11 protein-coding genes are annotated in these 12,438 nt (G+C 43.8%); 6 read left to right on the forward strand and 5 right to left on the reverse strand.

From position 1 onward, the window contains the following. Window positions 1-7: 7 nt before the first annotated feature. Window positions 8-1,549: a hypothetical protein gene (locus tag MSG33_RS01550; RefSeq protein WP_248379566.1), complete on the reverse strand. Its 1,542-nt coding sequence runs from the start codon at window positions 1,547-1,549 to the stop codon at window positions 8-10. Window positions 1,550-1,915: 366 nt separating this feature from the next. Between MSG33_RS01550 and MSG33_RS01555 the strand changes: the two genes are divergently transcribed. Beyond that, window positions 1,916-2,608 carry a response regulator transcription factor gene (locus MSG33_RS01555; protein ID WP_025546713.1) on the forward strand — a complete coding sequence of 231 codons (693 nt, stop codon included), beginning with the start codon at window positions 1,916-1,918 and terminating at the stop codon, window positions 2,606-2,608. A gap of 3 nt (window positions 2,609-2,611) precedes the next feature. Then, a complete protein-coding gene (locus MSG33_RS01560) occupies window positions 2,612-3,934 on the forward strand; it encodes an ATP-binding protein (protein ID WP_248379568.1) in 1,323 nt (440 codons plus the stop codon). Here MSG33_RS01560 and MSG33_RS01565 read toward each other — a convergent pair. After that, window positions 3,915-4,571 (reverse strand): pyridoxamine 5'-phosphate oxidase family protein, encoded by a 657-nt coding sequence (locus MSG33_RS01565; RefSeq protein ID WP_248379570.1) that lies wholly within the window; start codon window positions 4,569-4,571, stop codon window positions 3,915-3,917. The genes MSG33_RS01560 and MSG33_RS01565 overlap by 20 nt on opposite strands. A 100-nt stretch (window positions 4,572-4,671) precedes the next feature. On the opposite strand from MSG33_RS01565, the gene MSG33_RS01570 reads away from it, so the two are divergent. Next, window positions 4,672-6,117, forward strand: coding sequence for a PLP-dependent aminotransferase family protein (locus tag MSG33_RS01570; RefSeq protein WP_248379571.1), 1,446 nt, complete (start codon window positions 4,672-4,674; stop codon window positions 6,115-6,117). Here the strand turns inward: MSG33_RS01570 and yjeH are convergent, their stop codons facing one another. Then, window positions 6,118-7,380 (reverse strand): L-methionine/branched-chain amino acid transporter, encoded by a 1,263-nt coding sequence (yjeH, locus tag MSG33_RS01575; protein ID WP_006741172.1) that lies wholly within the window; start codon window positions 7,378-7,380, stop codon window positions 6,118-6,120. A gap of 327 nt (window positions 7,381-7,707) precedes the next feature. Here yjeH and MSG33_RS01580 point away from each other — a divergent pair, with 327 nt between their 5' ends. From MSG33_RS01580 to MSG33_RS01590, 3 genes are all read left to right on the forward strand, one after another. Beyond that, entirely contained in the window at window positions 7,708-8,163 is a 456-nt protein-coding gene (locus MSG33_RS01580; RefSeq protein WP_005396378.1) for an Lrp/AsnC family transcriptional regulator, read from the forward strand. Between the two features lie 42 nt (window positions 8,164-8,205). Next, window positions 8,206-9,120 carry a LysR family transcriptional regulator gene (locus MSG33_RS01585; protein WP_065646227.1) on the forward strand — a complete coding sequence of 305 codons (915 nt, stop codon included), beginning with the start codon at window positions 8,206-8,208 and terminating at the stop codon, window positions 9,118-9,120. Window positions 9,121-9,215: 95 nt separating this feature from the next. Continuing rightward, complete coding sequence (locus MSG33_RS01590; RefSeq protein WP_046875874.1) at window positions 9,216-9,830, forward strand: LysE family translocator; 615 nt, start codon at window positions 9,216-9,218, stop codon at window positions 9,828-9,830. Between the two features lie 144 nt (window positions 9,831-9,974). On the opposite strand, the gene MSG33_RS01595 is transcribed toward MSG33_RS01590, so the two are convergent. Together MSG33_RS01595 and MSG33_RS01600 are read right to left on the reverse strand one after the other, a co-directional pair. Beyond that, window positions 9,975-10,196, reverse strand: coding sequence for a hypothetical protein (locus MSG33_RS01595; protein WP_005397748.1), 222 nt, complete (start codon window positions 10,194-10,196; stop codon window positions 9,975-9,977). 240 nt (window positions 10,197-10,436) lie between these two features. Next, the gene (locus MSG33_RS01600) at window positions 10,437-11,870 is read right to left on the reverse strand and encodes a glyceraldehyde-3-phosphate dehydrogenase (RefSeq protein ID WP_248379573.1); all 1,434 of its coding nucleotides are present in this window, start codon (window positions 11,868-11,870) and stop codon (window positions 10,437-10,439) included. Window positions 11,871-12,438: the final 568 nt, after the last annotated feature.

Below are 12,438 nucleotides of genomic sequence, written 5' to 3' on the forward strand. Positions count from 1 at the left end.
TCATCGTTTATAGCTCGGTTACATCTAAGATTTGGTCGGTGAATTGGATCTTTTGAATGTCGTACAACTCATCCGAGCCTGTACTCGGGCACTTAACAGAAACGCTCTTTGCTTTGATAACAGTACATTCTGCCAGTTTGTGTGGCACGATATAGGTGTTGATACCACCTTCACCATAAATGCTGTTGTCTTTGCAGTTGCCTTCAAAGGTATTGTCTTGGTCATTACCGATGACATTCATTGCGTCGTCGCCAATGATCTTCACTCTTGTCAGCCACTGAGATTTGTAGGTGTATGCTTCTATCAAGCCGTCTTTGTTGGGAGCCATACGGAAGGTAGGCACAGTGCCTGGATTTGTCTTTTCTGTGTAAAGTTTGACGCCCGCAGAGTCGATGTTCGCGGTGTATTGCAAGTATCCGTGGAATAAGCCGCTGATCCAATCAACGGCTTGTGGATCTTGAGTTTGCATTTCTTCACGTGTTAACGCTTGGTAGCCATCTAAACCTTGTCCGTTTGCTTTTGCTACACCCATGTAAGCTTCAAAAGCGGCAGCAAAGTATTCGTGAGAATATGAAGGGCCCGTTTGTTTAACACTTTCAGGATCGAAGTCGTCCGATTTCCAATCGTCCCAGTCATACTGAGTTGGGCGCCACACCGTCGGTTTGCCCGCTTGAATATCGTTATAGATTTTTAACGCATGAGCTTGAATGTCATTTTGCAGTGCCGCAGTCCCCGTGTTAGGTGCAATACCTTGCGCTTGGACCAAGTGTAAAATTTCTTCAAAAGCGGCGTCTCGTTCGGCTTTTTTACCAAGATTGGCACAGTAATCGGCAAAATTACTCATGTAATGGCAATCGCCTTCAACTGTCAGTTCTCGATACATCAGAGATTGGCTGTTCCTTAGCCAGTTTGGTGTTTCTTTACTATTTACTAATGTTGCCACGATAGATGTGACAAGTGTATCCATATCTTCTTCGTTAAGTACCATCATGCTTACAACAAACTTTTCTAGAGAACTCGTATCAAAAGAGTGTGCTAAGCCCGAGTTTGTCACTGCATCGTTCAGTTTGTCTTGGCGAATCAGTTCGTTGATGAAGATTTTGGTTAGCATCTCATCATTCTGTTCGTCGTTTTCGGTCAGCATTAGTGTGGCATCACGCTCGGCTAATGTCTTAGCGATACGAGACTTGTCAGCGCCGTACTTAGAGTCTGGTTGGTTTGTGAGAAGGTGTTGTATGATTTTGGCTGCACGAAAGATTTTTTCATTATTCGCACCATCATCAACAGCCACAATGTGAAATGTATCATTGTTATTTGCTTCAGAAAGGGAGATTTTCACATAGTGGGTGAAGCCCGCATCAGCAGCCACTTTTAACTTGGCTGGAAGCTCTGTAGAAACGACAGTTGGGATTGTGACAGTGCTCAATGTTGGCGCTGGTGGTGTTGGAGGTGTCGTTGTCGATGGTTTCGAATTAGATTCACTGCCGCCGCAAGCAGTTAGACTTATCGCGCAAAATATGGCTAAAGGTGTTAATTGGGAATATCTCATTTCATGTTACTCGTAGACTTTATTAGAGCAAGAAACTTAGAAGCAACATAAAGTCCTGTCTATATAAGCAAACCAAGTCATATATATCGACATTGTTTTTTGGTAAGGACTATCATTCGATATATTTAAAAATGTAGTAGATTTTTGTTCCGAAATTTATTTTTTATGTGAAGCTATATTCTGCTAATAAATAAAACATCAGGTTATTGCATGGTTTTAGGGGCGTGGAATGATTAGGATTATCGTATATGTATGGTTTGTAAGCGTATGTAAGCCCGCTTTTTATTAAAATTATCATTTAAGTGGGTTGCGCAGTATAGGACGAGCGATATACTCCCTCCATCATATTGGTGGAGTAAATGATTCATGGTGGGCAATACAATCTTACTGGTAGAAGACGACTCTGAGATTGCTCGATTAACCAAAATGTACCTCGAAGCCGAAGGCTATACAGTAACCGTTATCGACAACGGTCAAAATGCATTAGAAACGATTCACGGACTCAATCCGGACCTAGTGCTGTTAGATTTGATGTTGCCGGGAAAAAATGGCGCAGAAATATGCCAAGAGGCACGTAAATTTTATCATGGGATTATCATTGTTTTGACTGCAACCGATGATGAAATGAGCGAGGTGAGCTTATTTAAGTTCGGTGCTGATGATTACCTTACCAAACCGATAAAAGGCAATATCCTTCTCGCCCGTATTGAAGCGGCGTTGCGTCGCTATCGTCGTCAAGTTGATACCGTTGAAGAAGAAAAGCTGAGCCGATATGGCATTAGCCTTTGTCTTCGTCGCTCCCAAGCATTTTATTTGCAAAAAGATATTGGTTTAACGAGCTCTGAGTTTGAAATTCTAGAGCTCCTGATGCTGAATGTCGATAAACCAGTATCTCGTGAATCATGTTGCCGTCTTGCCAGAGGCATTGAATACTGCATTACTGATCGTTCGATTGATATGCGTATATCCTCACTAAGGAAGAAATTCTCTAAGGCTCATATCCATACTGCTACCATTAAGACCATACGTCACCACGGCTATATGCTGACAGGTAAATGACGCATGTTTTCCCTGTTTACTCGTCTATATGTGGGGTTAGTTACTGGCCTTGCGCTGACTGTTGCTTTGTTTCTCTTTATGGGGGAAGAGTACATGCGCAAAACAGAAGTCGGTGTTTTTTTGAGTGATGGTGCTTATTTTGTCGATCAATACATTGAGCAACGAGGCACTCCGGATTCTCTCTATAAGAAGTTAACCGAAAACGGCAAGCAAGATTTCTTTATCTTTGATTTAACATTGGTTGAAAACTGGGACGGATCACCGCCTTGTCGAGATTGTAAGCTGCTGTACCGAATACAAGGGATACCTGTTTATCTTATTGATGGCAGTACCTATGCCGCGGTATTCCCTTTACCTAACACCTCGAAGAGTTTAGTTTTCAAAGAAAAAACGGATTTCTTTAGCCCAGATGTTGATTGGAATGAAGATTCTGAGATTGTATTTATACTGACTCTACTTTTGGTTGTTGTGTGCAGTTTAGGCATTATGGTTTACATACCTGTACGACGTCTTGACCGCCAAATTCGACAACTAACGGCTGCACAACAACAATTTGGTTATGGTGAGTTGAATACGCGAGTCGATTTAAAGCAATTTTCGCAACCCGTGAAAGAGCTCGCCCAAGGCTTCAACAACATGTCTGAAGAGATTGAGAGACGAGTACGTCAAACACACATCTTTACTCAAGCTATTCCTCATGAAGTGCGCACTCCGCTGAGTCGTATTCAGCTAGCGACGGATTTAGCTAGGCGCACGAGTGGTGAAATGCAGGCAGAGTTACATGACGATATTGAACGATACGTTGATGTAGTGACGGATTTAACGTCCGACATCGTCATGCTGTCTCGCTTGAGTGTGAAAAACCACTCCTGGGTCGATTCTGTTGAAACCATGGAACTGCCACTTTGGTGCAAAAGCCGTATGAATTACTTAGGCTTAGAGTCCGCCATGTTGAGAGCGGAAAATGAACTCGCGAACCAATTGATTCACTTTCAGCCTACTTTGGGTAACCTCGTCATCGATAATTTATTGCAAAACGCCAAGCGTTACGGTGAATCCTGCGTTGAGGTGACGATTCGAATGGTAGCGGATTGCTGGAGCATCGATATTGAGGACGATGGTCCGGGCGTACCTGAAGCGATGCGAGAAGAAGTATTTATGCCATTTTCGCGTTTAGACAAAAGCCGCAACGCCGACGTGAAAGGCTTTGGTTTAGGGCTTGCCATCGCTACCAGTGCAGCGAGGCAATTAGGTTGGGAACTTTCTGTCGGCGAGAGTCACTTAGGCGGCGCACGTTTTACGGTGCTTATTCCTGCCAACGATTAGAGTAGGCACTGCGGTAGTCTGGTTCAGCGATACCTTCATACAAATCTTCACAAGCTTGCAGTGGACCTACGACGGTTCGGTAGGGTAGGACACCTGCCCAAACAGGAATGTCCATGTCTTCTGCGTCGTCGTTGACGCCAAAATTGCTGATTTTCACTGATGCCTCCGTGAGCGGGATACGCAGTAGCATGGTGGCTTTGAGTTCTTTTTCATTACTCAAACGGACTTGTTTTGTTCTCCCTGGAGCGATCTGTTCGATAAAGTGATTCAGCAACCTGTCTTTTTCTTGGTTATTCTCCACCATCTCAAACTGGCCAAAGACCACGGCGCTACGATAATGCGCACTGTGGTGAAATGCACTTCGAGCCAATACCCAACCATCAAACAAAGTAAAGGTTAAGCACGTTTGCACTCCTTGTTTGAGTGAGCGTAACAGTCGACTGTTGTTGGCACCATGGATATACACGTAATCATCGACACGCCATGCCAGCATAGGGATGACCACAGGGCCTGACTCGTTGGTTATCGCAATATGAGCGATTAGGCTTTCATCTATGATGGCGTGCAGTTTGCTAACATCATAGACTGCTTTATGTGCGCCTTTCTTAATTTCCGTTCTATTGGTGTTGGATAGCATTTTCTCTCCTTGTTTACTCACGATTACGAGCGCTTGACCCTCATTCTTTGATTGCAATGTAGCGCTTAACTGGTAGCTTAAAGAGAGCCAGTTTTATTTAATGGATGGATCCAGTTTGTCTTTGATTGATATCGGTGACCTACATTTAAAAGAAAGTGATGGAACGCGTCAGCAAGCGTTGTTTTTTGCTATTCGCAAGAAAATTGTTCAAGGATTGTGGGTGAAGAATGGGAAGTTGCCTTCTACGCGGAAGCTTTCACAGGCGCTTAATCTAAGTAGGAATACCGTGATTTCTGCCTACGAACAGTTAGTGGCGGAAGGGTACTTGAACAGCCAAAAAGGTTCTGGCTTTTATGTTGCCGTAGAACTGCCGGAGCAGTACTTGCCTGAACCTAATTCAGTTCAGAGAGACTCATCACCGAAAACTCACTTTGATATCAACCTTGCATTTGCACCAGGTGTGCCGGATCTGGACGCTTTCCCGATGGCACAGTGGCAAAAGTTACTCACTCGCCATATGTCTCGTACTTGCTTGTTGGGGAATCAAGATATTCAGGGTAGTTGGGCATTGCGCTGTGCTTTAGCTGACTACCTCGCATCAAGCCGTTCAGTGAATTGTTCTCCAGAGCGCATTATTATTACCTCTGGGGCACAGCAAGCGTTGTCAATCGCGACGATGGTAGCTCTAAAACAAGGTGATAAGGTTCTGATGGAGCAACCAGGTTACGCGCAAATGCGGAAGTTGGTTCAGTTCCAAAACTATCAATTTGAGCCTTTGTTCGTAAGAGAGAAATTAGGTTTTGATGTGGAAGCTGTGACCTCAAGCGATGCCGATGCGCTGTATATCACACCAAGTAATCAATATCCGATGGGTACCACACTCAATACCGAGCAAAGAGGAAAGATCATCAACTGGGCGGTCGAACAATCAAGTTGGATAATCGAGGATGATTATGACAGCGAATTTCAGTTTGCTCATCGTCCCTACACCAGCTTACAGGGGCTAGCAGCTCAAATGGGTCGAGATGATCGCGTGTTGTATGTGGGTTCCTTCAGTAAAGTGATGTTTAACGGATTGCGGCTTGGCTACCTTGTGGTTCCTGAACGTTTAGTAGAGCAATGTTTGGTGGTTAAAGATGCGTTAAGTGGTGATTCACCGACGCACACTCAAGAAGCGTTGGCAGATTTTATTACCGAGGGTGGGTTGTTGCGCCATATCCGAAAAATGCGCCGACTATATAAAACCAAGCATGAACAGATGCATTTATCCATTCAACAGCATTTTGGCGACAGTGTTTGCGTCGTTAGCCAAGCGGCGGGACTTCATATTACGTTGAAATGGCAAAACGGTATGGATGAGCTGCGTTTTACAAAACTGGCAGAACATGAAGGGATCATCTTGCGACCTTTGAGCTATTATGAACATCCAGGTTTCCAAGCACGTCACTGGCATGGTGCCGTGCTTGGTTACGGTAATATCGCGTTAGAGAACATAGACGCTGGTATCCAACGTTTAGCCCAAATTTTTCGACATGGGAAGCGGTGACTATTCAACTGCGCGTGTTTGTCGTTTATGTCGCCACTGTTTCCAAGGCAGTAAAAGTAGAGTGAAAATGCCAAGTGCATAAAACATCGACCAGCCTAAACATATAAAAACACCGGTACAAAGCAGTAGAGAAAGTCCCGCAAGCGCTTTACCAAACCCACGGAGCAATTTATAAGCGGCTAACATCGCCAACATGTAAACCAAAACGAATACACTATTTGCTAGTTTTAGGAAAAACTCCAGATCGAGCTGCGATAGCGTTCCTATCACGCAAGATATTAGCAGTACGCCGCCAACTAATAAGGTGGCTGAGAAAGGGACACCACGACGCGAAATCTTGGCTAGTGGGCTGTAAGGACGATGTTCCCGAGCTTGAGCCCAGACCATTCGCGCTAGGCTCTGTGTGTATAAGTTAACGCTCGCGAAACAAGCGGAGAATCCGATCAAACTGATTATCCATTTGGCCCCATCGCCAAGTAGTTGAGCACTCAACCATGGAATCGATGCATTATCGAATTGAGCATTACCATATGCACCAAACTTTAAAATAACAACAGAGCAAGCCCAGTACGTAGCTCCCGCTACAAAACAACCGACAATAATGGCAATAGGGAAGTCTCTTTGAGGGTTTTTGAATTCTTCCCCCATATGAGCAAAAGCCTCTATGCCAACAAAACACCAGAACATCACGCCAAGCGCTGCGGTAATAGGCCAAATTGACTCTTGTGTGATAGCTGGCATCACGAGATCGGCGCTGTTAACGTCACCTTTCCATAAAAATGTGCCAACGAGCGCAAAGACACTCAAAGCAATAAGAGTTTGTAAATGACCTGATGACTTAGTGCCCATCAAGTTGACGAACACAAGAAGTAATACCGTTAGAATTTGTGCAAACAGATTATTGCTAATAGGCTCTGGCAATATTTGCTGTAGAAAGCCTGCGGCGAGTGCAATCGCGGCCGGAACCCCTACCGGAATGACACTAACAAATAGCCAAGCGACACTACTTTCCAGTTTGGCGTTAAAGGCTTTGCGTACAAAAAAGGCTGTTCCGCCCGCGTTGGGGTATCGTTTACCCAGTTGAGCAAAAGTCAGCGCAATAGGACAAATCGCGATGAACAATAAAATCCAAGCCCATAGTGAAAAATGGCCCGCTATGCCTGCTGCAATGGCTGGTATCATAAAAAGCCCCGTTCCCATTAATGTTGTGGATAGTTGGGCGATACCGGATGTGAGTGAAATGTCTTTTTTGAGCTGTTCCATGCTAATTGATTCATCCAATGTTGTAGGACTTATGACGAAAACGCTTGTGGCTTCTAATTATCTCATTTATTGGAGTTTAATGAGCCCGCTAGTGCGCTGAGTGCATAAGAAGCGTATTTGATTTCAATGCGTTATCGCTCTTTTATTTGAATGGATAACGGTGCTCATCTCATGCTTACCAAATAGCATATCCAAAATCTTAATAACAAAATGATTTACTGAACCGTCAATATGACGGTTGTTTTAAATATTTCCAACAAAATGTTGGTTTCTTATGCAGTTAGAATCGGTATAGAATGAGAAAAATAAGGAAAGCTTGGTAAGTATATGGACAAGTTTGATCACAAGATTGTGGATCTTCTCCGACACAACGCTCGGCTGTCGGTGACTGAAATTGCGGATAAAGTGAACCTTTCTCGTTCTGCGGTGACGGCTCGTATTCGTAAGCTAGAACATGACAAAGTGATTCTCGGGTATCACGCTGAAATTGCCTCTTCAGGCGGGGACTCGATTTGTGCTTATTTTGCTCTAAAGTTCGATAAATCTACATCCACGTATTATTGCGAATCATATGCCGACGAACTATACAAAATCGATGGCGTAAAATGGTGCCATGCAATCAGTGGTGAAACGGATATGATGGTTTTTGTCGAAGTACCTACGATGACTCGTTTGAACGAAATCAGAGATCAAATTCAACGTTACCCAGAGCTAAGGCACCTCATGACTCATACCGTTTTAGCTGAGTTCTTTAATACGACTGGCAACCAGTTTGTGAAATAAGCATCATGGGTGCCATTATTTATTAAACCTTCTTGAGCCGGTATGTTAAACAACATCAATTTGAATCTACTTAGGTCCTTGCATGTACTTTTAGAAGAGTGTCATGTCAGCCGAACTGCAGAACGTTTGCACATTACTCAGTCTGCGGTTAGCCGACAGCTTGCACAATTGCGCGATCTGTGTGGTGACCCACTGCTTATTCGTCAAGGTAATCAGCTGATACCAACCCCGCGAGCAATAGCATTAAAATCAAAGCTTGATGCGTTACTGGCTGAGTTTGACCATTTACTCGATGACAAACCTTTTGAGCCGCAACTGTGGCAAGGCGAGCTGGTTATTGCCTCAAGTGATTACGTGGCACAATACGTTTTGCCCGATATTGCATCTCACTTAGGTGAACAAGCACCACAATTGGATTTGGCGTATCGACTGTGGCAACTAGATTTTATCGATAAGCTTCACGAGTTAGGAATCCATCTTGCTTCTTCTATGTATCCCACTCAGCCTGAAGGTGTATCTAGCATCAATATTGGTTCTGATAAGTCAGTTTGTTTGATGAAGGCGTCTCACCCTTTAGCTGGTAAGGCTTCGATTTCTATAGAGGACCTCATCAGTCATTCGCATATTCAAGTGACGGGTGGGGGAGACAAAGACTCAAGTACTGATATGGCACTAAAAGACAGGGGGCTGATGCGTCATGTTACCTTTAAAGTGCCTTTTTTCTCTGCGGCGGTAAATCGTTTGGTCTCAAGTGAGCACTTGATGGTAGTTCCGGAGCACATTGCAAATAATTTGGCCAAGCACTGGCCTTTGGTTCATAAAGCGCTTCCTTTTGAGACACCTACCCATGAATACTGGCTGATGTGGCATCCTAAATACGACAATGATCCAGCTCATCAATGGGTGCGAGAGCAAATCCACGCGGTGATGAAAATATCGGAATACTCCATCCATTAGGCTATGATTTTAAATCATGACTTTTATGCGAAACTTTGATTTCAAATTATAGCTCTTCAATTGATAGATTGAATTCAAATGGAGAGAGGTTATTTATGACACTAACAGTTTGGTTATCACTTTTTACCGTGTGTTTACTCGGTGCTATGTCACCTGGGCCTAGCCTAGCGATTGTGGCAAAACATGCCTTGGCTGGTGGACGCATCAATGGTTTGGCAACGGCTTGGGCACACGCTTTTGGAATTGGCATTTATGCGTTTATTACGCTGATTGGCCTCGCTGTTGTTTTGCAGCAAAGCCCGATGTTGTTCAAGACGATCAGCCTTGCAGGCGCGGCATATCTTGCATATTTAGGGTTCAATGCGCTGCGTTCGAAAGGCGGTGTGGCGGCGAAGTTGGAGTCAGGCGAAGAAACAACGGTAAGCCAGTCTGCTCGAGAAGGTTTTTTTATCTCGATTTTAAGCCCCAAAATTGCCTTGTTTTTTATCGCATTATTCAGTCAGTTTGTAGCGCTAGGTAATGATTTGAGCAATCAAATGATCATTGTTGCTACACCATTTGTTGTGGACGGGCTTTGGTATACCTTTATCACCCTAGTGTTATCAAGCTCTAAAGTGGTTGACAGAATTCGTTCTAAAGCAGTGTTAATTGATCGTTTGTCAGGGATTGTTCTCATGCTATTGGCACTTCGAGTGGTCGTAACCGTATAAATTTGCAAAGACAACAAAATATTAAAGGCAGCCTAGGTGTCTGCCTTTTTTGTAAAAAGCACCCTGCCATTGTAAAGACAGGGTGAAAGCAAGAAGTTTCTCAGGAGCAGTCGGGGGAGAGAAACTTATATAAATTCTATTTACTTATCGGCGAACCTCTTCGAACTCACCTTCGATAGCATCGGCTTTACCAGTATTGAATTCATACTCTTCATGCATTTCTTTCTGCATTTTCTTCACGCGCTTCTCAATACGCTTGCCTGTAATCAATGCTGCGATGGTCAACGGAATCGCAATGATCAAGCTAAATACTAATGTAAAAAAGCCCGTAATCAGTGCCAGTGCGGTAACAATAATCCGATTCATAATCATGACCTCTCTGTAATTCATGTGTTCAGATTAATGCTGTGAACATGAACAAAACATGAATGATAGCCTTCACTTTGTCCGGAGAGTGTCAAATGAGCGAAATGAAAAAACGCCTGAGGGTGATCAGGCGTATAAACGGGGAAAAATATTAGTAATGCGCTTTGCGCTTATTATTTAGAACAAATATGAGATATTGTCCGTTACGCTATGTGGTTAACGTTGTGGAGCAAAGTTCACCTATCGAGGGAATGTTTGATAACGAACACCCATCATTTGTTCCATACAGTGCACAACTTGGCAGCTGTAACCGAATTCGTTGTCGTACCAGATGTAAAGTACACAACGCTTGTCTTGTGCGATAGTCACTTGACCATCTACGACGCCTGCATGGCGAGAGCCAACTAAGTCAGTTGATACAATTTCTGTTGAATCGGTGTAGTCAATCTGTGCCGAAAGCTCAGAGTTCAACGCCATTTCACGCAAGTAATCGTTCAGTGAATCACGGTCTACGTCTTCACCTAAGTTTAGGTTAGCGACTGCCATCGAAACGTTTGGTGTCGGTACGCGAATTGCGTTACCTGTTAGCTTACCAGTTAGCTCTGGCAGTGCTTTTGCTACTGCTTTAGCTGCGCCAGTTGAAGTTAGAACCATGTTCAGAGAAGCACTACGTCCACGGCGGTCACCAGAGTGGAAATTGTCGATCAAGTTTTGGTCGTTTGTGTATGAGTGCACGGTTTCGATGTGACCAGAAAGGACACCATATTTATCATTCAGCGCTTTAAGAACCGGCGTGATTGCGTTTGTGGTACAGCTCGCGGCAGAGATGATGGTGTCATCTTCTTGAATAACTGATTCATTTACACCGAATACAACGTTTTTGATATCGCCTTTACCTGGTGCCGTTAGCAGCACTTTCTCTGCACCTTGACACGCTAAGTGTTGGCTTAGGCCTTCAGAATCACGCCAAACACCTGTGTTATCAACAACAAGCGCGTTGTTAATACCGTAAGCAGAGTAGTCCACTTCGCTTGGATTGTTTGCGTAGATGATTTGGATGTAGTTACCGTTAACGATCAGAGCTTTACGTTCCTCATCGATCACAATGCTACCGTTGAACTGACCGTGGACTGAGTCACGACGCAGTAAGCTAGCACGCTTCTCTAAATCGCCTTTTTTACCGCCACGAACCACAATCGCTCGCAGTCGTAGTGGGTAACCTGGGCCACTTTTCTCGATTAGAAGGCGAGTTAGTAGTCGACCAATGCGACCAAAACCGTAAAGAACTACATCACGCGCTTTCAATGAAGAGTCTGCATCGCGTGCGCCATCAAGTGCAGTGATAAGGAAATCATTTAGAGAGGCAGTATCGTCATGTTCATTCCAGTACTTAGTTGCCAATTGGCCAACATCGACACGACACGAAGAAATGCTCATTTCACATAGCGCTTGAATGATAGGCATCGTGTGCTCAAGTGAGAGTGGGCTGCCTGTATAACGTCTTGCAACGCGATGAGTTTTGAGAATGTCTATAGTAGTAGCATTGATAAGCGTTTTACCAAACAGAACCACTTCGATTCCTTTTTGACGATATAGCTTACCAATTAGAGGGGAAATAGATTCAGCAATCGTTTGGCTAGTTTGCCAGTCTTGGAGATATTTCTCTGGACTCATTGTTGTATTAGACCTTTCACGTTTTGGGGGCTAACCATACTCTCTGCTGTTGCCTCTTCGGCAGCGTGCAAGAGTGTGGTGGGTTATGTAATCGGGTTGTAATAGTTATGTGTGCGGATTCTAAGGTCGGAGCCCTTATTCTGCTAGGAAAATTAAATCCAGTGTAAAACACTAGTTAAGGTCGTGTTAGTGGTGAATTAATGTGACTAAAGCGGTGGTTTTCACGTATTGACATTTAAAAAGTCATCCACTTTTTTCGCGATGATAATGTGTGTTTTCAAATTAGTTTTGTTGTCACTGTTAATTCGTTTGCATTTTTGTGTGATTTGTCTCGATAAGGCAACGAAATAGGTGAACATATGGTTTGGAATTTTATGAAAAGTGATGTGCATCTTAGGTATGAGTGAAACTTCACTGTTTGTACTCAGCTTGAAGATCAAAAAGTATGATTCGAGTCACAATTACCATTTCATTGACCGATGGCGAAATAAGCGGAATGACCATGGTTTTGGTAGGTGAATGTTGTTTTAAAGTAACCATGTCGTATATGCCTTTCAATGCTAGAAAC

The organism is Vibrio sp. 1CM7H, from assembly GCF_023161645.1.
GTDB classification, from domain to species: domain Bacteria; phylum Pseudomonadota; class Gammaproteobacteria; order Enterobacterales; family Vibrionaceae; genus Vibrio; species Vibrio diabolicus.